The organism is Bradyrhizobium sp. RT6a, from assembly GCF_040547675.1.
GTDB lineage: Bacteria > Pseudomonadota > Alphaproteobacteria > Rhizobiales > Xanthobacteraceae > Bradyrhizobium.
On the sequence record NZ_JBEPQC010000003.1, the window covers coordinates 275,415 to 301,435 of the forward strand.

Sequence of the window (26,021 nt, forward strand, 5' to 3'; positions counted from 1 at the left end):
TCCGTCATGAATGAGGTCAAGTCAGAACTCGTCATCATCCGCCGGCGGAGCGCCTTCGACGACGAGAAGCCGCACGGCGGCGTCTGGAAGATCGCCTATGCGGACTTCATGACCGCGATGATGGCGTTCTTCCTGGTGATGTGGCTGATCAATGCACTCAACCAGGATCAGAAGCAGGTGGTCGCGAGCTATTTCAATCCGATCAAGCTCGCGGAGAACGCACCTGCCCCGAAGGGGCTCAAGGATCTCTCCAAGAAGGAGCCGTCGTCGTTCGACGGCCAAGACGGCAGGCGTCAGCCGGGAGGACCGAGCGAGGAACGTCGCGGTGACTCTCCGACGGCCGAGAAGCCGCCCTTCTACGAGGAGAAGGTCCTGTTCCGCGATCCCTATACGACGCTCGCCGAGATCGCCAGCAGCGCGAACCAGGCCTCGGGCCAGCGGCGCGCCGGCGCTCTGACGTCCGCCGAGGAGGACGGCCTCAAGGGAGGCGACGCCTACCGCGATCCGTTCGATCCCGGCTATTGGAAGCTTGCGCCGCAGGCAGCGAAGGACGCCGATCGCATCATCGAGGGCGAACCCAAGCCCGAGTCCAAGCCGAATGCGGCCGCGCGCGACACTGCGCCTGGCACAGGCGAGACGCAGGCACGCCGAGCCAGGCAGGACGATGCTGGCGGAAGCGTGGCTCCGAACGCCGATGCGTCGTCCGCAAGCCTGTCGGCCTTACTGCCGCCGGCGCCCGCGCCGTCGCAGTCTTCACGCGAAGGGAGCGCGCAGCCGGGTGCCCAGGCCGGTAATCAAGCCAACGCCGCCGCGCAGCCGCGCCCCAACGACACGACGAAGGAATCCGAGTCGCGCGACGCGATTCAGGCCCAGCAGCTAGCGGTCAGACAGCTTCAGTCGGCGATCGCGGATGCGCTGTCGGACGTCAAGGCCGGCGCGGGACCGGTGGCCGAGGTGCGTCAGGTCGAGGACGGCCTGCTGATTAGCCTGACCGACGATGCAAACTTCGGCATGTTCGCGGTCGGCTCGGCTGAGCCGCGGCCCGAACTCATCCGTGTGATCGACAAGATCGGCCCGCTGCTGACGAAGCGTCCCGGCGTGATCATCGTCCGCGGCCACACCGACAATCGGCCATACCGTTCGGAGACCTACGACAACTGGCGGCTGTCGACGGCGCGTGCGCAGATGGCCTATTACATGCTGGTCCGCTCCGGCGTCGATGCGCAACGCATCGAGCATGTCGAGGGCTATGCCGATCGGCGGCCGAAACTTCAAAACGATCCGGCGGCCGCGCAGAACAGACGGATCGAGATCATGGTCCGGGAGAAGCGTCCTTGATCAGGCCTCTTCTCCGCGCTGCGCTGCTGATGCTGCTGCCGTTCACGGCGGCAGGCGCATTCGCCGAGGCGGCACCGACATCGAGCGAGCCGTATGAGCTCGTTCGGGCGTTGCAGGCAGTGCAAGACGGCATCGCCAACGGCGATAATGCGGCGCACGGCAGCCACGGTGCATTGATCCGGCAGATCGGCGAAAAACTTCTCGCGGCCGATCCGGCCGTGTGGAGTAATCCGCAGAACGGCCAGGCCGCCGTCATCTACCTGCTCAGCGGCGGCGCGCCGCAAATCATCCGCAAGCTGCCGCGCGACAAGCTGAATGTCGACGGACGGCTGTTCGACGGCGCGCTTGCCTATGTCGAGGGTCGTCAGGACGAAGCGCGCGAACTGCTCAAGGATGTCAAACCGCGGACGATTCCGTCGGGTCTGGGCGGGCAGCTCGCGCTGGTCCAGGGCGCCCTGTTCGCACGCGCCGAAGCATCGTTTGCCATCGAGCGTCTGGATGACGCGCGCCTGCTCCTGCCGGGCACATTGGTGGAGGAGGCCGCTTTGCGGCGCGAGATCCTGCTGGTCGGGCAAGCAGAGGATTTCGACAAGTTCGAGTTCCTGGCGCTGGCCTACATCCGGCACTATCACAAGTCAGTCTATGCCGGGGACTTCTGGCAGCGTTTTTCCACGGGCCTGACGCAATCGAGCCTCGCGCTCGACGAGCGTCGGTTTGCGCGGATCTCCACCCTGCTGGAGCAGATCGACCGCGCGAGCCGCCTCAAGCTGTATCTCGTGATCGCGCGCACCGCGATGGTGCGCGGGGGGCTGGTCGTGACCCGGCTCGCCGGCGAACGCGCGCTGACTCTTAGCGCCGATGCCTCGGCGGAGCGCGAGCGGGCGCATTTGTTCCGCGGCGTGGCGCGGGCGCTCACCGACGAATATGACGGCGGTCTCGCCGAGTTGAAGGCGCTCGAGCGGTCGAAGCTGCCGGAGCGCGACATTCCCTTTCTCAATGCAACGATGCAGCTCGCACTCGACGTTCGCAAGCCGTTCGCCGGCGGATCCGCCGCCGCAGCCGACAAGCCCCCGGTCACGCCGGCGCGTGTCGATCTCGCGTCGTCGACCGCAACGCTTGCGCGTGCACAGAAGCAGCTCGGTGAGCTCGCACTCCTCACCAGGGATCGCCGTCCATGACGAAGCTCAGTGGAACCTCCGGACCGGTCTTTTCGGGTCTCGCCGAAAGCCTCAACATGCGGGGCACATCGCGCTCTGGGAAGGGCGCCGGGACGAAAGCGCAGGCGGACTCGTCCTTCAACGACCTGCTGCACACCGTCTCGAACCTCGCGAAGCGCGCGCTCAACGACGAGGGCAGCAACACGGCCGTGAAAGCCGGAACGCTGCGGACGCGCCTGGCGCATCAGAGCGAGAAGCACAAGGCGACGGACGAGACGGTGCACGAGCGGACCGCGGCGGTCGAAGAGCCCGGATCCAGCGAGAAGCCCACCGAGAAATCTTCCGACAAAAAGATCGACAAATCGTCCGGCAAACATGGTCCCCTCGATCACGCCGAGCAGGCCGACGTTCAGAGCCGAACGAGCATTGCCGGGATCATCGGACAGGAGATCGTTGCCGGGCCGCCGGTCGTGATGCCGCAGATGCAAGCACCGGCCGACGACAAGAAGGATGCGTCCGGACGTGACGAGCGGCCTTCCACGACGAAGCGCGACATTCAGGCCATGGGCACGGCGAAGGCGACGACAGCTGACTCCCCATCTCACGCGGCTCCAACCGCTGCGCATTCGCAGGCCGCGGCTTCGCACGCGACGGCTACCGACCAGGCGACATCGGCGGACGGCAGTGAGCCATCGCCTAAGGCAACGGCACCCGGCTTCGAGGCCATCGCGGCCAATGTCGAGCGTGCCGCGAAGGCCTCGGCGCGGGATGCATTGCCCGAGACGACCAAGGTCACCGTGGTCCAGCAGGAGACCCATCTGCCCCCGGCGCAGTTCAACGCGCCGCAGCAGGTTGCCAACGCTGTCGTCGCCGAGCTGAAGGAATCTCCGGCACCGACCGCGTCCGCAGCTCCAGATCTTGCAGCGTCTCAAGCCAATGCGCCGGATCAGCCGCTCAAGATCCTGACCATCAATCTCGAGCCGCCCGCCCTCGGCAATGTCACCGTGCGCCTTCGTCTCGTCGGCAACGAGGTGTCCGTCCACCTCGCCGCCCAGCGAAAGGACACGAGCCAGATGCTGGACCAGCAGCGCGACTCGATCCGCGACCTGATGCAGTCGGCGGGCTACGTCGCCGAAATTGCGCCCGTCCAGCACGGCTCGCTGGATGGATTCCAGAGCGGCTCCGGCCAGTCGCAGCCGCAGCTTTCAGGCCAGCAACAGCCCTCGTCGCAGTCGCAAAGCACGTTCGACGGCACGAGCAATTCGTCGGGACAGTCGGACGGCGGCGCGAAGCAGGCCCGACAGGAGCGCCAGTCCAACCAGGAGACGCGTCATGACCAGGACGTGGCGCCGCAGATTCGTCGCGGCCCTGTTTATCTGTAACGCCGGCACCGCGGCTGCGGCGACCGACAATTCGCGCCGCTGTGAGCGCGAGATGGCGCGTGCGTCCCAGCAGCACGGAATTCCGCTCGGCATTCTCTACGCTGTCGGCCTGACCGAGACCGGGCGGCGCGGCGCGCTTCATCCTTATGCGCTCGGCGCCGAAGGACAGACCGTGTTCGCCAAGGACATGAACGACGCGATCGCCAACTTCGAAGCCATGCGAGCCAAGGGGATCAAGCTGATCGACCTCGGCTGCATGCAGATCAACCACTACTATCACGGCGACAAATTCGCCTCGGTCCGGGCGATGTTCGATCCCGCCGGGAATGTCGACTACGCCGCGCGCTTCCTGAAGGAGCTGAAGCAGCGCGAGGGCAGCTGGACCATGGCAGTCGCCCGTTACAATGCAGGCCCCAACAACCAGCCGGCGCAGAAACGCTACGTCTGTCACATCGTTGCGCATCTTGTCTCCAGCGGCTTCGGCGCGTGGACCGACAAGGCGCGCTCGTTCTGTCAGCCCAAAACGAGCTGAAGGGCCGACATCAAGTTGTGCATCGGTCCCCATCATCAGCCTCGCGCAAGCAACAGCCTCCATTGTAACTGCAACCTACCAAAGGAGCCCAATTCATGAGCCTGTATGGTGTTATGCGCACCGGCGTTTCCGGGATGAACGCGCAGTCCAACAAGCTGTCGACAGTTTCGGACAACATCGCGAACGTCAACACCACCGGCTACAAGCGGGCTTCGACCGAGTTCTCCTCGCTGATCCTGAAGAGCGGTTCGGGCAATTACGATTCCGGCGCGGTCGAGACCACGGTCCGCTACGCCATCAGCGATGCGGGCAATTACCAGTTCACGACCTCGGCGACGGACCTCGCGGTCCAGGGCAACGGCTTCTTCGTCGTGCAGGATCCGAACGGCAACAATTTCCTGACGCGCGCCGGCGCGTTCGTGCCCGACAGCACGGGCAATCTCGTCAACTCCGCCGGCTTCCAGCTGATGGGCTACAACATCGCGAACGGCGCCACGCCCACTGTCGCCGCCAATGGCTTCGGTGGTCTCCAGGTCATCAACGTCAACCAATTGGCGCTGCAGGCCGCGCCATCGACCAAGGCAAGTGTCGCCGCCAATCTGGATCCGAGCGCTGCGATCATCGCGGGCCCGCCCGGTCCCGGTGCCTATACCTCGAAGACTTCGGTCGTCACCTACGACAACATCGGCAACGCCGTGACCGTCGACGTCTATGCCGCGAAGACCGCCGCGAATACCTGGCAGATCCAGCTCTACGATTCCTCGACAGGTACCGCGCTCGCGGGTGGTCTCAACACCTTCACCTTCGACGTCACCGCAGTGGGCAAGGGCAAGCTCGCCGCCGCAAGCCCGACATCGCTGACCGTGACCATCCCCGGCGGCTCGTCCTTCAACATGGACCTGTCGGCCATGACCCAGGTCGCCTCCAGCTTCGACTTCAAGGCGACGGTCGATGGCAACGCTCCATCGGCGGTCGAGAAGGTGAACATTGACGACAAGGGCGTGGTCACGGCTGTCCTGAAGAATGGCACCGAGCTGCCGAGCTTTCAGATCGCGCTCGCGACCGTTCCGAGCCCCGACCATTTGACGCCCGAAGTCGGCAACGTCTACTCGCCGAACCTGGATTCCGGAAACGTGCAGGTCGGCCTCGCCGGCCAGGGCGGGCTCGGTACGATCCAGTCGGGTGCGCTGGAAGATTCCAACGTCGACCTCGCGGACGAGTTGACCTCGATGATCGAGGCGCAGCGAGGTTTCACCGCGAACTCGAAATCATTCCAGACCGGCGCCGATCTGCTGGACGTGGTCGTCAACCTGAAGCGCTGATTTCTTCAGCGCTCGTTCCCGGCAAGAGCAGATCATGAACCTTACCGCCGCTCTCGAATCCGCCCGCTCCTCGCTGATGGCGTCGGGCATCCAGTCGTCGGTCATCTCGCGCAACATCGCCGGTGCCAGCTCCACCGGCTATTCGCGCAAGATTGCCGTGCTGGACAACCTCCCGGGAACCGGTGTCTACGTGGCGGCGATCCAGCGCGCCGCCAGCTCGGGTCTCTACACCAACGTGCTGACCGCGACCTCGTCGTCGGCCAAGCAGAGCGCGATCCTTGACGGTCTCCAGAAGATCGCAGCTGCCACGGTGGACGATCCGGAGCTCGACCAGTCGCCGACGGCGCAACTCAATGCGCTGAAGAAGGCGCTCCAGCAATATGCCAACGCCCCGGACAACACCACGCTGGCGCAGGCGGCGGTGGCGTCGGCCAAGGACATGGCGACCACGCTCAACCAGGCAACCCAGACCGTGCAGTCTGTCCGGGAGGGCGCGGATGCCGACATGAATACGTCGGTTCAAAACATCAATCGGTTGCTCTCCCAATTCCAGACCGTGAACACCGCAATCGTGAAGGGGACGATCTCCGGCGACGACATCACCGACTACCTCGACCAGCGCGACAGCATCGTCTCGCAGCTGTCGCAGGAGCTCGGCGTCACAATGTCGACCCGTCCCAACGGAGACGCGGCGCTCTATACCGACAGCGGCGCCGTCCTGTTCGACAAGTTGGCGCGCACGGTGAGTTTCGCGCCGACCAACGCTTATACGGCCGGTACCACCGGCAATGCGGTCTATGTCGACGGCGTGCCGGTGACCGGCGCCAATTCTGTGATGCCGCTGAAATCAGGCAAGCTCGCAGGCTTCGCTCAGCTGCGTGACCAGGACACAGTCACCTATCAGAGTCAGCTCGACGAAATCGCGCGCGGCCTGATCGATACCTTCAAGGAGAGTGATCAGTCCGGCGCGGCGCTGCCCGACGTTCCCGGTCTCTTCACTTATCCCGGTTCGCCGGCGATGCCGGCGAGCGCCACCGTCTCGGTGGGACTCGCTGGCACGATTTCGGTTGCTGCATCGGTCGATCCGGCCCAGGGTGGCAATCCTAACCTGCTGCGCGACGGTGCGATCAGCGGCAACGTCGCATACCAATACAATACTGCCGGCAACGGCGGGTACTCGGCCCGGCTGCAGCAGCTCATCGGCGGCATGGATGCGTCGCAGCCGTTCGATGCAACCGCGCAAGGAAAGCCGAACGGCAGCTTGATCGATTTCGCGTCGTCCTCGACGAGCTGGATCGAAAACCAGCGCAAGACCGCCGACTCCAACGTCACCTACCAGAAAACGCTGCTCGACCGCAGCACCGCGGCGCTGTCGAACGTCAGCGGCGTCAACATGGACGACGAGATGTCGTTGATGCTTCAGGTCGAACGCACCTATTCGGCTTCGTCGAAGATCATCTCGACCGTCGACGAAATGCTGCAGAGCCTGCTGGCCGCCGTGGGAAATTAAGTGATGATGAGCGCGAACTACATCTCGACCTTGATGCTGTCTTCGTCGTTGAGGTCCTCGATCACGAACAATCAGGCCGCGCTGGCCAAGGCCTCGAAGGAAGCCACCACCGGCCGCTTCGCCGATGTCGGCCTCGAGCTTGGCGCCACGACGGGAAGCGACGTCAGCCTGCGGGCGGACCTGAGCTTCGCCGATCAACTCGTCGATACCAACGGGCTGGTCTCGGGACGCCTGGACATAACGCAGAGCCGGATCACCCAGCTTGGTTCGACCGCAACGGACTTCCTCAAGGACCTTATCGCGGCTCGCAGTACCGACGGCGGCGGGCGGATCATCCTGCCGCCTGCGTCCTCCAACCTCCAGGATTTGATTGGCGCGCTGAACGTATCCTATAACGGCTCGTCTCTGTTCTCGGGCATCAACACGCAGAACACGCCGATCACGGCCTACACCGCGGGCTCCGCGAGCAAGAACCAGGTCGACGCCGACTTCCTTGCGACCTTCGGCTTCTCGCAATCATCGCCCAGCGTGAGCAGCATCACCCCGGCTCAGATGCAGACCTTCCTGGACACCACCTTCGATGCGGAGTTCGCGAGCCCGGCCTGGAACACCAATTGGTCGTCGGCGACCGACCAGGTCATGCAAAGCCGTATCTCCACGACCGAGATCGCCGATACCTCCGTCAGCGCCAATCAGCCAGGCTTCCGCAAGCTCGCCGAGGCCTACACCATGATGGCGGATCTCGGAAACGCCAGCCTGGATCAAGCGACGTTCCAGGTCGTCGTGGACAAGGCCATCGGCCTTGTCGGAAACGCCATCAGTGACCTTGCGACCCTCGGCGGCAACATCGGTACGGTCCAGCAACGGATCACCTCCGCAACCGACAAGCTCAAGACGCAGCAGGATATTCTGAACAATCAGATCGTCGGTATAGAGAAGGTCGATCCGACGGAAGCATCGGTCCGGGTCAACACCTTGCAGACGCAGATCCAGACGGCGCTTGCGCTCACCTCGCAGCTCCAGAAGATCAGCCTCATCAACTATCTCTGAGTCCAGCTCCTTCGTAAGGTTCGTAACCCTTGTCTTGTTGTTCGGTCTCCTGCGCAGAGTTGTCCTGATGACGTTTGAAGCCTATGAAGCGGTCGTCGACGAGAGCGGCTATGAGGCGCGGGGCCGCGAGCGGCAGGCGCTCAGCCTCGGCATCGACCGGCTCGAGCGGATCCAGAAGGACCGCTTCAGCCTCGAGGATCTGGTCGAGAGCCTACTCTATGTGCGGCGGCTGTGGACGATCTTCATCGAGGATCTCGCGCATCCGGAAAACGGGCTTCCGGAAAAGCTGCGCGCGGACATCATCTCGATCGGCCTGTGGGTCGTCAAGGAAGCCGACCGCCTTCGCGAAGAAAGGTCGAATGACGTGATGCAGCTCATCGAAATCAACCGCCTGATCCGAGACGCTCTTTGATGAAAATATCCTTGCGCGCGGGCGAACGGGTCTACATCAACGGCGCGGTGCTGCGCGTGGACCGCAAGGTCTCCGTCGAGCTCGTCAACGACGTGATGTTCCTGCTCGAAGGGCAGATCATGCAGGCCTCCGACGCCACCACGGCGCTGCGGCAGCTCTATTTCATCGTCCAGCTCATGCTGATGAATCCGACCGACGTCCGGGACGCTGCAGCTCTTTACGGGCAGCATCACGCGGCCCTGCTCGCCGTGTGCGAGAGCCAGGAGATGCTGGTCGGGCTTGGCGCGGTCGACGACCTGGTCGGGGCCAGCCGTTACTTCGAGGCGCTCAAGCGGATCCGGGCACTGTTTCCGGTGGAGCAGGCCATCCTGGCCGGCGCCAAGATCGATTCCCCATTCGAGGCTGCCTGACAGCGGAGAGATACATGAACGTCACCAGCGCGACCGATAGCACCAGCAAGTCGTCCAGTTCGACGACGTCGACGTCGAGCACCGGCGTCGACTACAACACGTTTCTTCGGCTCCTCATTGCGGAGATGAAGAATCAGGATCCGACCAATCCGATGGATACCTCCCAATACATGAGCCAGTTTGCGCAGCTTTCGTCGGTCGAGCAGGCAATGCAGACCAATAGTAAGCTCGACGCTCTGCTGTCTTCGCAGTCGCTGTCGCAGGCCAATGGGCTGATCGGAAAGACCGTGAGCTTCACGGACTCGACCGGCGCGAGCTTCAGCGGCAAGGTCGCTTCGGTTTCCATCAACAGCGACGGCTCCGTCGCGACACTCGAGAACGGCACGAAAGTCGCGATCGGCCCCGGTCTCACGATCAGCCAGTCATGAACGAACGGGATGCTCTCGACATCGTCCAGGCGGCGATCTGGACCATCATCGTCGCCTCCGGGCCCGCCGTCGGTGCCGCGATGCTGGTCGGCACTATCATCGCGCTGATACAGGCGCTGACCCAGATCCAGGAGGTGACGCTGACCTTCGTTCCGAAGATCATCGTCATTCTCGTGGTCGTCGCCGTCTCCGGCTCCTTCATTGGAGCCCATCTCTCCACCTTCACCGAGATGGTCTATTCGCACATCGAGCGCGGCTTCTGATCCGGACTGTCCTGGTCACTCTGCCACCCTGCCACCACCCCCGCGTAAGCTTTGCACGGCAGATTACGGGCCGGATCCTCTGCCGGTGACCCATGGCCGATACGTTAGCTGCTAGCCTGCCGACCCCGCGACGATTGGGCGCCGACGCCTTTTTCGCAGGCGGCATCGTGGCCATGCTCACGATCCTGTTCCTGCCGATACCGCCGATCTTGATCGATCTCGGCCTCGCATTCTCGATCGCGCTGTCGGCGCTGATCCTGATGGTCGCGCTGTGGATCCAGCGGCCGCTCGATTTCTCGGCCTTCCCGACCGTGCTCCTGATCGCGACGATCCTGCGGCTTGCGCTCAACGTCGCGACGACTCGCCTCATCCTGTCGCGCGGCGGGGAGGGAGAAAACGCCGCGGGCCATGTCGTTGCCGGTTTCTCGAAGTTCGTCATGGGTGGTGATTTCGTCATCGGCCTGATCATCTTCGCCATTCTGGTCACGGTGAACTTCGTCGTGATCACCAAGGGCGCAACGCGTATCGCCGAAGTCGGCGCCCGTTTCACTCTGGATGCCATCCCCGGCAAGCAGATGGCGATCGACGCGGATCTGTCCGCGGGCCTGATCGACGACAAGGAAGCCCAGCGCCGGCGCCGCGAGCTGGAAGAGGAGAGCGCGTTTTTCGGCGCCATGGACGGTGCCTCGAAATTCGTCCGCGGCGACGCCGTCGCCGGTTTGATCATCACCGCGATCAACATTTTCGGCGGTATCATCATCGGCGTGACGCATCACGGGTTGACCCTGGCACGGGCCGCCGACGTCTACACCAAGCTCTCCGTGGGCGACGGTCTGGTAACGCAGATGCCGGCGCTGATCGTGTCGCTGTCGGCGGGCCTGCTCGTCTCGAAGGGCGGCACCAGGGGTTCGGCCGAGCAGGCGGTGTTGCGGCAGCTCGGCGGCTATCCGCGCGCGGTGTCGGCCGCCGCGCTGATGATGTTCGTGCTCGCCTTGATGCCGGGGCTGCCGACGGCGCCCTTCCTGCTGCTCGGCGGCGTCATGGCTTTCGTCGGATACTCGCTGCCGAGGCGGCAGGCAGCCCTGAAGCAGAAGGAAGATGCGCGCAAGGCCGACGAACGCGCCCAGGTCGATGCCAAGGAATCCGTCAAGGAATCGCTCAAGACGGCGGAGATCGAGCTGGCGCTCGGCGGCCACCTCTCGGTCCACCTGCTGGGCTCGCGCCACGAGCTGGCGCACCGCGTGGCGAAGATCCGCAAGAAGTTCGCCAAGCAGTACGGCTTCGTGGTTCCCGAGATCAAGCTCACCGACAATTTGTCGATCGATCCCAAAGGATACCAGATCCGGATCCACGACACCCGCGTCGCGCAGGGCGAGCTCCGGCTCGGCGAAGTGCTGGTGCTGGTCGACAAGGACGGCAAGCCCGACGTGCCGGGCGAAGAGGTGATCGAGCCGGCCTTCGGCATGAAGGCGCTGTGGGTGACGGACGCGTTCACCGACGAGGTCAAGCGTCAGGGCTGCAAGCCGGTCGACAATCTGTCGGTGCTGCTCACGCATCTGAGCGAAGTGATCAGGGCCAACCTCGCCCAGCTGCTGTCCTACAAGGACATGCGCGGCCTGCTCGACCAGCTCGATCCCGAATACAAGCGTCTGGTCGAGGACCTCTGCCCGTCGCAGATATCGTATTCGGGGCTGCTGGCGATCCTGAAGATCCTGCTGGCCGAGCGCGTGTCGATCCGTAACCTCCATCTGATCCTCGAAGCCATCGCCGAGATCGCGCCCCATGTGCGGCGCTCCGAGCAGGTGGCAGAACATGTGCGTACACGTCTTGCCCAGCAGATTTGCGGCGATCTCTCCGACAATGGCGTGCTCAACGTCGTCCGTCTCGGCAACCGTTGGGATCTCGCGTTCCACCAGAGTCTGAAGCGCGACGCCAAGGGCGACGTCGTCGAATTCGACGCCGATCCGCGCCTCATCGAGCAGTTTGCGACCGAAGCCAGCGCCGCGATCCGCAAGTTCACCGAGAACGGCACCAGCGTGGTGCTGGCGGTGACCCCGGAAGCGCGTCCCTACGTCCGGATGATCCTGGAGCGGGTCTTTCCGACACTGCCGATCCTGTCGCATGTCGAAGTCGCGCGCAGCACCGAGATCAGGGCGCTTGGAGCCATATCGTGATCAGCGGCCTCACCGACAGCGTGCTGGTGACGTTCATCGTGTTCTGCCGCATCGGTGCCTGCCTGATGCTGGTGCCCGGCTATTCCAGCGTCAACGTTCCGGCCCAGGTCCGATTGTTCGTCGCGCTCGTCACGACGTTTGCGCTGACGCCGATCCTGATTGCTGTCCTGAAGCCTCTCACGGACAACGCGGCGCCGCTGACGCTCGTGCTGCTGATCTGCTCCGAGCTCGTGGTCGGCAGCGTCATCGGGCTCGGCGGTCGCGTGTTCTTCCTCGCACTCCAGACCATGGCCACCATGATGGCCAGTGCGATCGGGCTGAGCAACATCCCGGGGACGCCGGTGGGCGACACCGATCCGGCGCCGGCCCTGGTGCCGCTGATCATGACGGCCGTCACCACGCTGTTCTTCATGACCGACCAGCACTGGCAGGTCCTGCGCGGGCTGATGAACTCCTACGACGTCTGGCATCCCGGCGACCGGCTCGGCGGCAGCATGCCGCTCGACCAGCTCGTGGGCCGGTTGTCGGAGGCATTCGTGCTGACGCTGCGGATCGCCAGCCCTTTCATCGTCTATTCGGTCGTCGTCAACCTGGCGGTCGGCCTGATCAACAAGCTGACGCCGGCGATTCCTGTCTATTTCATCTCGGTGCCCTTCGTGCTGTTCGGCGGATTCCTGCTGCTCTACCTCACCAGCGACGAGCTCTTGACGCAATTCATGCTCGGCGTCTCGTCCTGGCTGGCGGAGTGATCGGTCATGACGTCGCGCGCGGACAAGCTCGGCCGGATGGTTTCGCTCGTGAAGCTCCAGCTCCGGCTGTCAGAATGGCAGCTCGCGCATCTGCGGCAGCAGGAGCGCAGCTTGCAGGACGAGCAGGAATGGCTGGTCGGAACTCTCAACGAGGGGAAGCCGCCGGCGGGATCATCGAGCGAATCGATCGCGCGGCGTCTGACTAGAACCAGCGTCGGCGCGCGTGCGATTCAGGCCCAGGCCTCGCAGCAGCTCGTCCAGGTTCGCGCGGAGAGCCGCCGTGTGAAGCAGTTCGAGCAGGTCGCGAAAGCGGCGCTCGCGGACAAGCTTCGCGACGCCGAGAAGCGATCGCTCGAGGAGATGACGGGAACAAGCCTCACCGTGCGCGAGTGGACGCCACGGCCGGCCAACCGGACCAAGACATGATCGTGACAGCGACACCCGACCTCGTTCTCGACGTCCTCGACGCCGCCGATCCCGTGACGCAGCGCGCGGCCACCGCGAAGCTCGACGCGCTGAAATCATCGGACACGGATTTTACCGCCACGATGGACGCGGAGGTCGGCAAGGCGAAGGCCAAGGCGGCTGCTGCCGATCAATCCGCGGCGAAGGTTTCGGAACCGCAGTCGGGTGCGGTGAACGGGGCGCCGGTGCAGGTGATCAAGGCGCCGGCATCCGGCGAGGTGTACCGCAAGTTCGAAGCCTTCATCCTCCAGACCTTCGTCGAGACGATGCTGCCGAAGGAGTCGGAGGAGGTCTTTGGCAAGGGCACGGCCGGCGGCGTCTGGAAGTCGATGCTGGCGGAGCAACTTGGTGCGCAGCTGGCAAAGGGCAAGGGCATTGGCATTGCCAAGCAGCTCGCTGCCGCGCATCCGGCGGGACCGGTCGCTACGGGCAAGGCCGGATGACGATCCGGCAATGGATGACAGAAGTTGAAGGGTGAATTTCCTATGCAGGCACAAGAAGGCGCGGCGGCCATGGTAATGGAGCAGCCGGCCGTGGACACCGAGGCGATGACGACGGCAGGCGTTTCGGGCGATGCGCTGCTGCCCGTGCTGCTGTCGAATGTCGGCGGCGAGGTGGCGAACGACGGCGCGGACGCGGCGAGATCGGACGAGGTGCGCGGACTGCTGGCTGCGATCCGCCGGCTCGCAAGCATCGTCGAAGAGGAGACGGCCGCGCTCGCGACGGGCAAGAAGATCGACTTCGACGAGTTCAGCGCCCGGAAAAGCCGGAGCATGCTGGAATTCGTCCGCCTGATGCGGGCACGAATGCATCTCGGCGGCGAGGTCGAGATCACCGAGGAGATCCAGCGGCTGCGCGAAAAGCTCGAGCGCAACCGTTCCATCCTCGAAATGCATTACGATGCGGTGCGCGAGGTCGCGACCATCATTGTCAAGGCCATCAAAGACGCCGAGTCGGACGGCACCTATACCGGCCGCGCAGCACAGGACGGAAAATGATCAGACTCGTGCTGGCCGGGCTCTGGGTATGCATCCTCACCGCGGGAACGAGCTATGCCGTGGCCTATTGGAAAGAAAATGGCAGCCTGCTGCCTGCAAAGGACGAATATCTCGAGGGGCTGCAGTACCAGAAGACGCGGGCGCTGAGCGTGCCGATGGTCGAGAGTGGCAACGTGCAGGGCTACATCGTCGCGCGCTTCGTCTACACCGTGGAGGCGCGGACCATGCACCAGCTCAACGTGCCGCCCGAGCCGTTCGTCGTCGATGAAGCCTTCCGCAGGATCTATGCGGACGATCGCCTCGATTTCAGAAAACTCGCCCGTTACGACCTCTCCATCCTCACGACGGCCATCAAGCAGCGTGTCAACGAGCGAATGCAGGCCGAAGTCGTCCAGGACGTCCTTGTCGAGGACTTCAATTACGTGTCGAAGGAAGAATTCCAGCAGAAGCCCTAGGGCATTATCGGTTCTGATCGAATCAGAAGCGAAGCTCTAGAACCTAGTTTGGACGCGTGCCGCAGCGTCGGTACTGCCGCGCCTCTGTTCGCCATTGACGTCGCTGAAACTACAACGGCCTCTGCGAAGGAAGTTCGCAGCGGCCGTTGTCGGTTTCGTAGCAGCGCCCTGCCGATCAGTTTCCGGCCGGATACGCCGCCGGGGCGGCATGCGTCCTGTTCAGCAGGATGCCGACCTCGTCGAGCTCCTGCATCGGCACGTCGATGGTTTCGCCGGCCGGGATGTCGAGCCGGTATCCGACGTAGCGCCGGGCCACGATCGCATCGAAGCCGAGGCGATCGCGGAGTTTCTTGCGCAGCTTGCTGACGTGGCTCTCGATTACGCTCTCGTCGAATGTCGCTTCGAAGATGCCGTAGACCGCGTTGAATATCTGCGTCTTGGTGACCCACTTGCCGTGGTTGCTGACCATATATTCGAGGATGCGCAGTTCGCGGCGGGGCAGGGTGAGGGCGTGGCCAGCGATCTCGGGGTCACGTCCGTTGAAGAAGACCTGGATCCTGGTCTCGCAGGGCCTCGGCAGTTCCCCGACCCGGCGGCGCGCAATTGCGGCCGTTCGGGCGAGGATCTCCCGGAGGTGAATCGGCACGTGGACGACGTCATCGACGCCCGATTCGAACAGCTCCAGCGTGTTCTTGAGCATCTTCTGGCCGCTCATGGCGATGATGGGCGCCGAGGAGCGCTTGCGCATCGCCCGCGGCAGGCTTCCGCGGGTGTCGCAATCCCCGAGGAGGAAGGCGTCCACCGCGGCCAAATCCGGTTCACTCGCAGATTGTAGCCAGTCCCAGAATTCTCCGGAGGAGAAGCCGATCGACGATACACCTTCGCGAACGAGCCCTCCGACATAGCTGTTCGTGACGCTCTCGCGATCATCAACGATAATATACATCAGTTTGTCGCCCCTGTTTCGCACTTGTTACGGCCGGTTGGTTGTTGTGATGCCCGGCTCGGCAACTGTGCTGTTTGACGATATTCCTTCCCGCGAACCGTTATTATGGTTTCGATATTCGCGGGCAGCCCTACGCATTCAGTGCCTGCGTCTCGCAGGCCTGCTACTTCGACTCGATACTGAACGCTTACTGCATGAGGCTCGGCGGGTGTCTTGCGGATCACCTCGCGGAGCGGATTGAGAAAGCGACCTAGAACAGTTGCGCCAAGTTGCTCATTGCATCCGAACGCTACTGCACTGTGTCGATCTCCTCGCCAACTGGCGAGAATCACTTGAGTAGGACCGTAACAATTGCCGATTTCCGATCAAGCGTGCGCAACTAAGCGTTTGCTACACGTGCTTGATGCAGTTGATTCGGTTCGAGTTGTTTCTTTGTATATTCAATCGCATCAGTTGATTTGGAATTCGAACTAGTTTTGCACCCTGGCGGTTCTAAAGTTCCGCATCCCCGTATGATTACAGCCATTTTGGGTAATGCTGCGCATCATGCATATTGAGGGATTTTCAACCCCGGATTGACTCTCGTCGTCGTGTTTCCACGTGCGACAATTCGACTCATGTATGGCGAAGCGACTCCAGCTTGGCGAAATCTTGGCAAAGGTGTGTCTTTCGAGTCGCACTCTCGCCGCGTGCGTGACGCTTTTGACTCATGTGACGTCGCATCGCGCGTGATGAAAAGTTTTCGATCCGCACGTTTCAGGCAAGCTTCGGCAAATAACGTCACCGTTCGACAGATCGAACCGAACGGAGCATTCTCGCATGTTGTCCGATGGACAAGCTCGTCCCAACGCAACCGCCGATGCTTCCGCAACGGCGAAGCCGGCTACAGATGCGCGCGATCCCAGGGACAATGCGGCGCCGACCGCCAAGCCTTTTGCAAATACCAAGCCTTTTGCAAATACTAAGCCTACTGCAAATACTAAGCCTGCTGCGAATACCAAGCCTGCGTCGGCAGCAGCTAGCGATGAAACTCTGGCGAAAGAGGCGCTCGAGGGCCTGAAGCGTATTCGCGCCAAGGCGCGCCTCGACAAGATGGCAATCCCCAAGCCTACGCCCACCGTGATCAAGCCGGCCGTGATCGTGGCTAAGCCGCCGCCGCCGCGTCCGACATGGGTCGTGCCGCTCGCGACATTGGCGGTCGCTGCGGTCCTGGTCGTCTGCGCCTGCACCGGCGTGATCGCCTATCTCACCACGCAGCCCGCCCAGAGCAACGTCGCCGCCAATACTGAGATCAGGAATCTGCGCGAGACGGTGACGCAACTGCGCAGGCAGGTGTCGGGCGTGTCCGATAATCTCGACGGTCTGCGCACCGCGGTCGATCAATCGAGCAAGGCGACCAATGACCGTTTTGGCCGTTTTGGCGAAAATCTGGATCGCATCGAACGGGTGAGTTCGTCCTCTACGGTGAAGCTGGACAAGCTTGCCCAGGCGCAGGCCCAGGCTCCGGCGCCCGTCGCCTCACAGCCAATGCCGATGATGGCCTCGGCCGCTACGCCCGAGATCACGGGGTCAGTATCTCCGGCCGAGCGCATTTCGGCGCCGCGCAAGACGGTCAAGGGCTGGTCGGTCCGCCAGGCCTATGAAGGGATTGCGATCCTGCAAGGCCCGAACGGCGTCATCGAGGCGGTGCTGGGACAACAGGTGCCCGGCCTTGGCCGCATCGAGGAGATCAGAAACGAGAACGGACGTCTGGTGGTCGAGTCCAGCGGGGGCGTCATCTATTCGTCACGCAAGGCAACGCCCTGATCGAGGGCCGCCTTCTATTTGCGGTGATGCTCGAAGCTGGTGCATAGCAGATCGACCTCCGCCTCGGCGATCGGCGCGCGAAACCGGCGGCAGCTGAACTCGGCCGTCGTCCTGCTGTCCGTGGTGCTGCGATCTTCGCGGAGGAAGATGCATCGCTTGCAGACGTCGGTATGGTGCCGCTGTTCGGCTGCGTCCGACTGATCCAGCACGTGGCGGAGCGCGTCGCGGAAGCTGACTTTCGCCTCGTCCTCGAGCACGGCGATGGACTCGAGGAGGACGTTGACGGGGTCGCGCACCAGGAACTTCTTGCCCTGTTGTGTCACGTTCAGCATCACCGACCGCTTGTCCTGGGCCGAGCGCTTTCGCTCGAGATATCCGAGCCGCTCCAGTTCCCCGATGATGAACGAGGCGGTGCCACGAGTGGTGCCGATGTAACTTGCGAGCGCCGACGGCGTCCGAGAAAACCGGTTGGCGCGAAAAAGGAAACGCAGCGCCATCCACTCGCGGTCGCGCAAGCCGTGCTTGGCGCCTTCGAACCACAGGATACGGGCGACCTGTTCCAGCAGTTCAATCGATTCGCGAGCCAAGTTCATTTCAATTCCAGGTCAGTAAATCTTAATTCAATTGAGCTTTTGGTAGCGCAATCCGGGCGGCTGATAATGAAGCTCCCTGAGAGAGGCGGAACCTTCGGCCGTGGAGCTAGAGCGTCACGAAGAAAGTTCGAGTAAATCGCCCGGCTCAACTCTTCTGAAAATTTCAGTCAAATGGACGCGGTGTACGCGCAAATTCCGCTAGCGCGGGATGTGCGTGCAACATGATGTGTCGCTGCGACCATCGCGGAGCCCATTTGTTGCGTGAACCGCTTTGGATTGCGCGAGCAGGCCGATGGGCCGCAACTCGTGGCAGCGCAAATGGGGACGAGCGAACCGCTATTTTCGGTTAATGGATGTTGCGCCGCAATGCGGCCAGGCGGTTAAATCGAAATAGGATCGAGCCGGAAATGCCAGTGTGTCGTCCGTGATCGAGCAAGTGAAGCCGTTCAGCGTCAAGCGCGCAGCATTGGCCGCCACCGTCGGCAACATGCTCGAATTCTACGACTTCATCACCTACAGCTTCTTCGCCATCCAAATCGGCCATACCTCTTCCCGACGGGAAGCGAGTACGGCAGCCTGATGCCGTCGCTGGCGACCTTCGGCGCCGGCTTCGTGACGCGGCCGATCGGCGGAATCGTGCTCGGGATCTATTCCGACCGGATTGGCCGACGGCCTGCCATGCTGCTGAGCTTCGCACTCATGGAGCTATCGATCCTGACCATCGCGCTCACGCCGTCTTATCAATCGATCGGCCTTGCAGCGCCCGTCGTCGTGATCGCGGCGCGTATGGCGCAAGGCTTCGCCAGTGAAACAGCATCAGATCAAGACCTGAAAACAAGGCCTGAAAGCGGTGCGCTCGTAGGCTGGTGATTTGCGTTTCGCCGGCAACTATTGGCGAATGCGCCGCCTGAAGGATCAGGCGCGCATCAGGAAGGACGAACCGATGAGTATCGAAACCACCATGACATCCGACGTCGTCGGGCTGACCAAGGTCGCCCCGGTCTCGCGCCGCGGATTCATGAGCGCCACCGCGGCGGTCGCGGCCGGCCACACGCTTGCGGCAGGGCCCGTGCGCGCCGAGGCGATCACCACTGATACCGGCGGCCTCCAGACCGGCGACGTCAAGATCAAAGTCGGCTCCGAGGAGATGCCTGCATATTTCGCGCGCCCCGCCGGCAACACCAAGGCGCCGGTGATCATCGTGGCGATGGAGATCTTCGGCCTGCACGAATACATCAAGGACGTGACGCGGCGCCTGGCGAAGCTCGGCGCCTTCGCGATCGCGCCCGACTATTATTTCCGCAAGGGCGTCGATTTGACCAAGGTCGCCGAGATCAAGGACCTGCTGCCGATCGTCAATGCCAAGCCGGACGGCGAACTGCTGTCCGATCGCGCTGCGACGGTGGCGTGGGCGGGATCGCAAGGCGGCGACACCGCGAAGCTCGGCGTCGTCGGCTTCTGCCGCGGCGGACGCACCGTCTGGGAGTATGCCGCTCACAGCGGCGGCCTCAAGGCTGGTGTTGCATTCTACGGCACCGTCGTCGATCCCGCCAATCCGCTGTGGCCGAAGAGCCCGATGCAGCTCGCGCCCGAGATGAAGGCACCGGTGCTCGGCCTCTATGGCGGCGCCGATACCGGCATTCCCGTCACTCAGGTCGAGCAGATGAAAGCCGCGCTCGAGCAAAACAAGAAGACGGCCGGGTTCAAGATCTATCCGGAAGCGCCGCACGGCTTCCATGCCGACTACCGCGGCAGCTACCGCAAGGACGCCGCAGAAGATGCCTGGAAGCAGGCCCAGGCCTGGTTCAAGAAGTATGGCGTGTTGAGCTGACGCTGATTTTAAAAGGGCGGCCCGAGTGGCCGCCCTTTCTATTCCAAGGCGTCGATCTCACTTCACCATCGCGCCATAGACGATGTCCTGGACCTGTTCGCGATAATATTTGCGCAGTTCGCCCGGCGCCGCCGTTCCGACCACAACGACAAGACGCTCCTTGGGATCGCAGAAGAACTGCGTCCCGTAGGCGCCGTTCCAGGTGAACTCGCCGGGATTGCCGGGGACCGACGACAATCCTTCGCTGGTGCGGACCGCGACTGCGAGGCCAAAGCCGAAGCCGGCGCGATGCGGTTCGATGTTCGCCACGTTGTTCTTGATCTCGGGGCCGAGATGATTGGTCATCATGTGATGCACGGTCTTGGGACCGAGGATGCGCTGGCCATCGAGCTCGCCGCCGTTGAGCAGCATCTGTCCGAAGCGGATGTAGTCGCCGACGGTGGCGAACGAGCAGGCGCCGCCACAGTCGAATTTTGTCGGCGTGTCCAAAAGCTTGATGGCTTGCGGCTTTCCGGTCAGCGGATCGTTGGCGAACGGGCGGGCGAGGCGAGGGCGCTGTGCGTCGGTCGGATGGAAGGTCGCGTCCTTCATGCCGAGCGGCTGCCAGACATTGCCGGCGAGATAGTCGCCGAGCTTCTGCTCGCTCACCTTTTCGACGACGGCGCCGAGCACGTCGATCGAGAAGCCGTATTCGAACTCCGTCGAGGGCTGATGCGCCAGCGGCAGTTTTGTCATCCGATCGATGAAGGCTTGGGTGTCGCCCTCGATCGCCGGTGCGACACCGTCGGGATATTGCCGCGCCACCGGGCTCGATGAGTCCGGGCGGCCGCCATACATCAATCCGGACGTATGGCGGTACAGGTCGTGAATGAAGATCGGTGACGCCTGCGGTTCGAGTTTCAATGAACCGTCGCCCTGCTGAACGCCGACTTTCATGTCGGCAAAGCCGGGATAGTAGTCGGACAGCTTGGCCTGAAGCGGTAGCTTGCCTTGTTCCATCAATGTCAGGCCCGCGACTGCCGCCATCGGCTTGGTCATCGATGCCAGCGCGAAGATCGCGTCGATAGCCATCGGCGTGCCCTTGTCCGGATCGAGCATGCCATAGGCCTTGTAGTGGACGAGCTTGCCGTCCCGCGCCACCGCCACGACGGCGCCGGGCACGCGCTTGGCGGCGATCTCACGCGCGAAAAAATTGTCGAGCCGTGCAAGGCCTTGTTTCGAGAAGCCGGCGTCGTCTGGGCTGGCTTCGGGCAGCGGCGCGGCGCGCGCTGCACCGAGTGTGATGACGGCAGCCGCCGCGACCATGACGATCGTCTTCATTGGATCCTCCCAAGCGCGGGCTCGTTTTGCAGTGGCCCGCTCGATGGTTAGATCACGACCGTACCGGAGCGAAGTCAAGCGCGAGCAGGGCATGCCTGGGACGCCGGGAATGCCGGAACGCTATCGTCCCTCTCCCGCGTGCCACAACGTATCCAGGGCGTGGCGATAGGTCGGATACGCAAGCGTGACGCCGAGCTCGCGCTTCATTTTCGCGTTGGAAACACGAGCGCTGCTGGCATAGAAGCTGCGGGCCATCGCCGACATCTCGGCGGTCTCGAACGCCTCTTCGGGCGGCGGTGCAACATTCATCAGCTTCGCCGCGTACGCAATCACATCCTGCGGCGGTGCGGGCTCGTCGTCGCAGACGTTCCACGTACCGCCGCTCGGGTAATGAACCGCGGCCATGATGGCGCTCGCGATGTCGTCGACGTGGATGCGGTTGAACACCTGTCCTGGCTTGATGATGCGCCGGGCCGTTCCAGCGCGGAGCGTCACCAGAGCGTTACGACCGGGGCCATAGATACCCGCAAGCCGCAGGATCGCGGCGTCGCCACCGGTCGCGTCCGTCCAGGCCTGTTCCGCCGCGACCCGCATGCGCGTGCGGTCGAGGTCGGCCTTCGGCAGCGTGCTCTCGTCGACCCAGCCGCCGGCATGGTCACCGTATACGCCGATGGTGGAGAGATAGATGATCCTGCGGTGGCGGTCCGCTGCCAGCACGTCCGAGAAGGTCGCAATGGCAGGATCGCCGGCGCTGCCGGGCGGGATCGAGATGAGAAGAACGTCGGCGTCGCTGATACGTTCGACCGTCTCGCGTGCCGGACTGCCGCCGGAGAAAGCGTGCACCTCGATGCCGGCGAGATCGCCCCGCTGCGCGGGATCGCGCACCGTGCCGGCGATATGCGAGAAGCGGCCACCGAACAGGCGGACGAAGTGCCGGGCACTGTAGCCGAGGCCAAGGATAAAGAGCCGCATACGTCTTCCTTGCAGGTCGAAGTTCCCGTTCACGCCGCAGCGCTCCTCCGCTCATAAGAGATTTTTGGGTCCGGCAAAAGATATTGCAATTTGTCCCGCCCGCCTGTGGAGGCGATGGTCGCTCATCGGAGGGACACATCGATCATGCAGGCAGAAGCGCTCGCTATAATGCCATCTGACGCCGCTGAGCTGGTCCGCCGCGCCGCCGCGCTGATCTTCGATGTCGACGGCACCCTGGCCGAGACCGAGGAGCTGCATCGGCAGGCTTTCAACCATGCCTTCGCCCGCCACGGCCTCGACTGGAAGTGGGACCGGGCCGTCTACAAGGACCTGCTGCGGGTCACCGGCGGCAAGGAACGGATCCGCGCCCACCATGAAAGGCTGCCGATCGCGGCGCCATTGTCGGATGTGGACATCGCGGAACTCCATCGCATCAAGACTGCGCGTTATGCCGAACTGGTCGAGACCGGCTGCTGCCCCTTACGGCCCGGGGTGACGGATCTGCTCGCTGCTGCCAAGGCGCGCGGCCAGCGGCTCGCGATCGCGACGACCACGTCGCACGCCAATATCGATGCACTGCTGTCGCAGGCCCTCGGAAAGCGCTGGGCCGCGGATTTTGATGCGATCGTGGCCGGGGATGACGTGCGGCATAAAAAGCCTGCGCCGGACGTCTATTTCGAGATCCTGGCGCGGCTAAAGCTCAACGCGTCCGACTGCGTCGCGATCGAGGATTCCGCCAACGGCCTGATCGCAGCCTCAAGGGCGAACATTCCCGTGCTCATCACCAGAAGCATGTTCTTCCGGGACGAAGATTTTAGCCAGGCGCGGGTCGTGCTGGATGATCTGTCCGGGCTCGGGTGAGGCGCCAAAACAAAAAAATGAAAAACAACCCCATGCACAGTAGAATGTGCCTGCGGGCCGGGCGCCCTCAATGGACGCGGTGGCTCGCTCTATCGTCCTCAGCTTGCTCGACAATTTGCGCGATCGGACTCGACTGGTGGTGCACCAGGCGCCAGTCGTCCCCGACGCGCCGAAAATGGTTGGCAGCGGCCAATGCCGTGCCGTCGACGATCTCGATGCAGAGCACGCGCGCGCTGTCGCCATCGACAATGGCCTGCGGTTCCGCGCAGACGATCTGCGGGCGTTCCGGACTCTGCAGGATGTCGCGCCAGCTTCCGATCACCGTGGCCCGGCCGATGATGGCCGGCCAGCCGGGATGAATGCAGGAAATGGCGTCATCGTCCGCCCACATCCGCTCCATTTCGTCGAAATCGCCGGTCGAAAAGGCGGCGTAGAACGCTGCGTTCGCGGCGATCACCTTGTTGTCCTTTGCCATGCCTCTCGGGTGGGGCAATGACAGGGAAAAATCAAGCGCGACTTCCGTCGACTTTCCGTTCGATCTGGACCGCAATGCAGCATTGCTGCCCGTTTTGTGGTCACGCTGAGACAAGCGTCTCCACCGCACGCCGCGCGCCATCCTTATAGAGTCGGCCGAGCGCCACGGTCACGGCCTCGCGCAGGCGCGGCTCCGCGCCCAGCGGTCCGAACACTTTTTCGACGCCGAGCAGGGCGGGCGCCAATCGTTCGGCGACGGGACCTGCCTCGCGCGCCAAGCCAGCGAACTCGGCGGCGAGCGGATCACGCACGTCGATGGTGCGGTCCTTCTCGTCGCGGCCGGTGACGTAGCGCATCCAGCCGGCCACCGCGAGCGCATGCGTCGCGATCGGCAGGTTGCTGGCGAGACGATCCTGGATCGCGCCGAGCAGGCGCTGCGGTAGCTTTTGCGAGCCATCCATCGCGATCTGCCAGGTGCGGTGATGCAGTGCCGGATTGGCGAAGCGCTTGAGCAGCGAGGCGCGATAGGCGGCGAGATCGGTGCCCCCGGGCATCGTCAGCGTCACCGCGGCCTCTTCCATCACCTGCGCCGCGAGGCGTGCGAAATGCGGATCCAGCATGGTGTCGGCGATGGTTTCGTAGCCGGCGAGATAGCCAAGATAGGCCAGCGCCGAATGGCTGGCGTTGAGCAGCCGCAGCTTCATCAGCTCGAACGGCTTGACGTCGGTGACGAGCTCGACGCCGGCAGCGGCAAGATCGGGCCGGCCTGCCGTGAAACGGTCCTCGACCACCCATTGCGTGAACGGCTCGGTCATGACGGGCCATGCGTCGCGCAACCCGAGCGCCGATGAAACCGCATCGCGGTCACCATCCGTCGTCTCCGGCACGATGCGGTCGACCATGGTCGAGGGGAAGGCCGCGGTATCCGCGATCCACTTGCCGAGATCCTTCGAGCGCAGCGCGGCGAATTGCGTCACGATCCGCTGCACGGTGTGGCCATTGGCGGCGAGGTTGTCGCAGCTCAGCACAGTGAAGGGCGGGGCGCCCAGGGCCCGCCGGCGCGCCAGCGCGGCGACGATGAAGCCGGGTGCCGAGCGCGGCGCGTCGAAATTGTTGAGGTCGTGCACGACATCAGGATGCCGTTCGTCGAGATCGCCGGTCTGCGGCGTGTGGCAATAGCCTTTCTCGGTGACGGTGAGGGAGACGATGCGAATGGCGGGATCGGCCATTCGCTCGACCAATCGTGCCGGGCTCTCGCGCGCGACCACGCTGTCGAGCAGCGAACCGATGATGCGGTGTTCGGTGCCTTCGACCGCACGGACGGCAACCGTATAGAGATGATCCTGCGGGGCGAGGGCGTCGCGTGTGTCAGGGCTGCGCAGGCTGGCGCCGACGATGCCCCACGAGGTGGTGCCGGCGGCAAGGCAATCGTCGATGACGACGGCCTGGTGGGCGCGATGAAACGCGCCAAGGCCGAGATGCACGATGCCGGGCGTGACGCGCGAACGGTCGTAGGCCGGACGGCGGATGCCTGGTGGCAGCCGGTCGAGATTGGCGCGGCCAAGGCGCGTTGGATCAAGGCGCATGGTCGTCTCTCCCCTTGTTTGGCGGCTGCTTGACATGGCGCCTGTCCTCGGTCAATGCTGCGGTCAATTGGTAAGACCAATTTTCCAAAATTGGCGGGCTGCGGGCAGCGAGAGCTGCCGGCGTGGCCTTTTCGGGAGGACCAGCGTGCCGCTGGAAGCTGTGGAGGCGAGACGGCTTTATCGCCAGGTCGCCGATCAATTGCGAAACCTGATCGACAGCGGCGAGTACGCGGTCGGCAGCCGCTTGCCGACCGAACGCGAGCTCGCCGAGCAACTCAAGATTTCCAGGCCGACGGTGCGTGAAGCCCTGATCGCGCTTGAAGTCGAGGGCCGCCTCCGTATCCGCGTCGGCTCCGGCATTTATGTGATCGAGCCCGCGGCCGTTGCCGCGATCGCGCCTGCTTCCGTCATCGAGGGCCCGTTCGAGCTGCTGCGCGCCCGCGAGTTCCTGGAAAGCGCCATTGCCGAAGAAGCCGCGCGCGTGGCGACGAAGGACGACGTTGCCCGCATCGATGCGTCCCTTGTCGCGATGGAGAATGTAGAACACCCCGGCGAAGCCTCGATGGTCCATGACCGCGCCTTCCACGTCGCGATCGCCGGAAGCCTCGGCAATGCCGTTCTGGTGCGCGTGGTCGGCGAGTTGTTCGACCAGCGCCTCAATCCCTATTTCGCGCAGCTTGCGCATTATTTCGAGAGCCCGGGCACGTGGCGCACTGCGCTCGACGAGCATCGCGCGGTGCGCGACGCGATCACGGCGCATGATCCCGAGGCCGCGCGCGATGCGATGCGCGATCATCTCGCACGATCCCAGGAGCGCTTTGCGCAGAATTTTGGCGCCGAGACCGCGGCAGGATCGTCTTCGGCACGCGGCCGATCGGCAGGCTCGCCGGTAACGCCGGCAAAACCGGAGCGAGCGCTGAAGAAGCGGGCCAAAAGCGGCAGCGCGCGGCGGCGATGAGATTGGGCGGCCCGCGTCCACTTCAGGCG

At 63.6% G+C, this 26,021-nt stretch carries 27 protein-coding genes and 1 pseudogene; 22 read left to right on the forward strand and 6 right to left on the reverse strand.

Annotated elements, in window-relative coordinates; all coding sequences use genetic code 11:
- Window positions 1-6: 6 nt before the first annotated feature.
- The 17 genes from ABIC03_RS19335 to ABIC03_RS19415 all read left to right on the forward strand — a co-directional run bounded on the left by ABIC03_RS19335 (window position 7) and on the right by ABIC03_RS19415 (window position 14,645).
- Entirely contained in the window at window positions 7-1,338 is a 1,332-nt protein-coding gene (locus ABIC03_RS19335; RefSeq protein ID WP_354060142.1) for a MotB family protein, read from the forward strand.
- Window positions 1,335-2,516 (forward strand): chemotaxis protein, encoded by a 1,182-nt coding sequence (locus ABIC03_RS19340; protein WP_354060144.1) that lies wholly within the window; start codon window positions 1,335-1,337, stop codon window positions 2,514-2,516. The genes ABIC03_RS19335 and ABIC03_RS19340 overlap by 4 nt, the downstream gene beginning before the upstream one ends.
- Window positions 2,513-3,877 carry a flagellar hook-length control protein FliK gene (gene fliK, locus ABIC03_RS19345; RefSeq protein ID WP_354060146.1) on the forward strand — a complete coding sequence of 455 codons (1,365 nt, stop codon included), beginning with the start codon at window positions 2,513-2,515 and terminating at the stop codon, window positions 3,875-3,877. Before ABIC03_RS19340 ends, fliK begins: the two co-directional genes overlap by 4 nt.
- The gene (locus tag ABIC03_RS19350) at window positions 3,828-4,409 is read left to right on the forward strand and encodes a transglycosylase SLT domain-containing protein (protein WP_354060149.1); all 582 of its coding nucleotides are present in this window, start codon (window positions 3,828-3,830) and stop codon (window positions 4,407-4,409) included. Before fliK ends, ABIC03_RS19350 begins: the two co-directional genes overlap by 50 nt.
- Before the next feature lie 95 nt (window positions 4,410-4,504).
- The gene (locus tag ABIC03_RS19355; RefSeq protein ID WP_275169367.1) at window positions 4,505-5,731 is read left to right on the forward strand and encodes a flagellar hook protein FlgE; all 1,227 of its coding nucleotides are present in this window, start codon (window positions 4,505-4,507) and stop codon (window positions 5,729-5,731) included.
- A 34-nt stretch (window positions 5,732-5,765) separates the two neighbouring features.
- On the forward strand, window positions 5,766-7,241 hold the full coding sequence (flgK, locus tag ABIC03_RS19360) for a flagellar hook-associated protein FlgK (protein WP_354060151.1): 1,476 nt from the start codon (window positions 5,766-5,768) through the stop codon (window positions 7,239-7,241).
- A 3-nt stretch (window positions 7,242-7,244) separates the two neighbouring features.
- A complete protein-coding gene (locus ABIC03_RS19365) occupies window positions 7,245-8,291 on the forward strand; it encodes a flagellar hook-associated family protein (RefSeq protein WP_275169365.1) in 1,047 nt (348 codons plus the stop codon).
- A 67-nt stretch (window positions 8,292-8,358) separates the two neighbouring features.
- The gene (flaF, locus tag ABIC03_RS19370; RefSeq protein WP_275169364.1) at window positions 8,359-8,703 is read left to right on the forward strand and encodes a flagellar biosynthesis regulator FlaF; all 345 of its coding nucleotides are present in this window, start codon (window positions 8,359-8,361) and stop codon (window positions 8,701-8,703) included.
- Window positions 8,703-9,113 (forward strand): flagellar biosynthesis repressor FlbT, encoded by a 411-nt coding sequence (gene flbT / locus ABIC03_RS19375; RefSeq protein WP_275169363.1) that lies wholly within the window; start codon window positions 8,703-8,705, stop codon window positions 9,111-9,113. Before flaF ends, flbT begins: the two co-directional genes overlap by 1 nt.
- 14 nt (window positions 9,114-9,127) lie before the next feature.
- Entirely contained in the window at window positions 9,128-9,541 is a 414-nt protein-coding gene (gene flgD / locus ABIC03_RS19380) for a flagellar hook assembly protein FlgD (protein ID WP_354060154.1), read from the forward strand.
- Window positions 9,538-9,804 (forward strand): flagellar biosynthesis protein FliQ, encoded by a 267-nt coding sequence (gene fliQ / locus ABIC03_RS19385; RefSeq protein WP_018453982.1) that lies wholly within the window; start codon window positions 9,538-9,540, stop codon window positions 9,802-9,804. Before flgD ends, fliQ begins: the two co-directional genes overlap by 4 nt.
- Before the next feature lie 92 nt (window positions 9,805-9,896).
- Entirely contained in the window at window positions 9,897-11,978 is a 2,082-nt protein-coding gene (gene flhA / locus ABIC03_RS19390; RefSeq protein WP_275169361.1) for a flagellar biosynthesis protein FlhA, read from the forward strand.
- Window positions 11,975-12,727, forward strand: a complete 753-nt coding sequence (gene fliR / locus ABIC03_RS19395; protein WP_275169360.1) for a flagellar biosynthesis protein FliR — start codon at window positions 11,975-11,977, stop codon at window positions 12,725-12,727. The genes flhA and fliR overlap by 4 nt, the downstream gene beginning before the upstream one ends.
- Window positions 12,728-12,733: 6 nt before the next feature.
- Window positions 12,734-13,153, forward strand: a complete 420-nt coding sequence (locus ABIC03_RS19400; protein WP_354060157.1) for a hypothetical protein — start codon at window positions 12,734-12,736, stop codon at window positions 13,151-13,153.
- Complete coding sequence (locus ABIC03_RS19405; protein ID WP_354060159.1) at window positions 13,150-13,635, forward strand: rod-binding protein; 486 nt, start codon at window positions 13,150-13,152, stop codon at window positions 13,633-13,635. Before ABIC03_RS19400 ends, ABIC03_RS19405 begins: the two co-directional genes overlap by 4 nt.
- A gap of 42 nt (window positions 13,636-13,677) precedes the next feature.
- Complete coding sequence (locus ABIC03_RS19410) at window positions 13,678-14,190, forward strand: flagellar biosynthesis protein FlgN (protein WP_354060161.1); 513 nt, start codon at window positions 13,678-13,680, stop codon at window positions 14,188-14,190.
- Window positions 14,187-14,645: a hypothetical protein gene (locus ABIC03_RS19415; protein WP_007613914.1), complete on the forward strand. Its 459-nt coding sequence runs from the start codon at window positions 14,187-14,189 to the stop codon at window positions 14,643-14,645. The genes ABIC03_RS19410 and ABIC03_RS19415 overlap by 4 nt, the downstream gene beginning before the upstream one ends.
- 175 nt (window positions 14,646-14,820) lie before the next feature.
- Here the strand turns inward: ABIC03_RS19415 and ABIC03_RS19420 are convergent, their stop codons facing one another.
- A complete protein-coding gene (locus ABIC03_RS19420) occupies window positions 14,821-15,591 on the reverse strand; it encodes a response regulator transcription factor (protein WP_354060163.1) in 771 nt (256 codons plus the stop codon).
- An 819-nt stretch (window positions 15,592-16,410) separates the two neighbouring features.
- Between ABIC03_RS19420 and ABIC03_RS19425 the strand changes: the two genes are divergently transcribed.
- Window positions 16,411-17,397 (forward strand): hypothetical protein, encoded by a 987-nt coding sequence (locus ABIC03_RS19425; RefSeq protein WP_354060165.1) that lies wholly within the window; start codon window positions 16,411-16,413, stop codon window positions 17,395-17,397.
- A gap of 14 nt (window positions 17,398-17,411) precedes the next feature.
- Here ABIC03_RS19425 and ABIC03_RS19430 read toward each other — a convergent pair whose 3' ends face one another.
- On the reverse strand, window positions 17,412-17,990 hold the full coding sequence (locus ABIC03_RS19430; RefSeq protein ID WP_354060167.1) for a MarR family winged helix-turn-helix transcriptional regulator: 579 nt from the start codon (window positions 17,988-17,990) through the stop codon (window positions 17,412-17,414).
- Window positions 17,991-18,477: 487 nt separating this feature from the next.
- On the opposite strand from ABIC03_RS19430, the pseudogene ABIC03_RS19435 reads away from it, so the two are divergent.
- Together ABIC03_RS19435 and ABIC03_RS19440 are read left to right on the forward strand one after the other, a co-directional pair.
- Window positions 18,478-18,794 (forward strand): annotated as a pseudogene (locus ABIC03_RS19435) (MFS transporter); the annotation flags it as partial.
- 139 nt (window positions 18,795-18,933) lie between these two features.
- The gene (locus ABIC03_RS19440; protein WP_354060169.1) at window positions 18,934-19,821 is read left to right on the forward strand and encodes a dienelactone hydrolase family protein; all 888 of its coding nucleotides are present in this window, start codon (window positions 18,934-18,936) and stop codon (window positions 19,819-19,821) included.
- A gap of 57 nt (window positions 19,822-19,878) precedes the next feature.
- Here ABIC03_RS19440 and ABIC03_RS19445 read toward each other — a convergent pair whose 3' ends face one another.
- A complete protein-coding gene (locus tag ABIC03_RS19445; RefSeq protein ID WP_354060172.1) occupies window positions 19,879-21,141 on the reverse strand; it encodes a serine hydrolase domain-containing protein in 1,263 nt (420 codons plus the stop codon).
- A 120-nt stretch (window positions 21,142-21,261) separates the two neighbouring features.
- Window positions 21,262-22,113 carry an SDR family oxidoreductase gene (locus ABIC03_RS19450; RefSeq protein ID WP_354060174.1) on the reverse strand — a complete coding sequence of 284 codons (852 nt, stop codon included), beginning with the start codon at window positions 22,111-22,113 and terminating at the stop codon, window positions 21,262-21,264.
- Between the two features lie 144 nt (window positions 22,114-22,257).
- On the opposite strand from ABIC03_RS19450, the gene ABIC03_RS19455 reads away from it, so the two are divergent.
- Window positions 22,258-22,974 (forward strand): HAD family hydrolase, encoded by a 717-nt coding sequence (locus ABIC03_RS19455; protein ID WP_354060176.1) that lies wholly within the window; start codon window positions 22,258-22,260, stop codon window positions 22,972-22,974.
- A 67-nt stretch (window positions 22,975-23,041) separates the two neighbouring features.
- On the opposite strand, the gene ABIC03_RS19460 is transcribed toward ABIC03_RS19455, so the two are convergent.
- Both ABIC03_RS19460 and ABIC03_RS19465 read right to left on the reverse strand, forming a co-directional pair.
- Window positions 23,042-23,449 carry a nuclear transport factor 2 family protein gene (locus ABIC03_RS19460; RefSeq protein WP_354060880.1) on the reverse strand — a complete coding sequence of 136 codons (408 nt, stop codon included), beginning with the start codon at window positions 23,447-23,449 and terminating at the stop codon, window positions 23,042-23,044.
- A 100-nt stretch (window positions 23,450-23,549) separates the two neighbouring features.
- Window positions 23,550-25,034 (reverse strand): mannitol dehydrogenase family protein, encoded by a 1,485-nt coding sequence (locus ABIC03_RS19465; protein ID WP_354060178.1) that lies wholly within the window; start codon window positions 25,032-25,034, stop codon window positions 23,550-23,552.
- A gap of 145 nt (window positions 25,035-25,179) precedes the next feature.
- Between ABIC03_RS19465 and ABIC03_RS19470 the strand changes: the two genes are divergently transcribed.
- Entirely contained in the window at window positions 25,180-25,992 is an 813-nt protein-coding gene (locus ABIC03_RS19470) for a FadR/GntR family transcriptional regulator (RefSeq protein WP_354060180.1), read from the forward strand.
- Window positions 25,993-26,021: the final 29 nt, after the last annotated feature.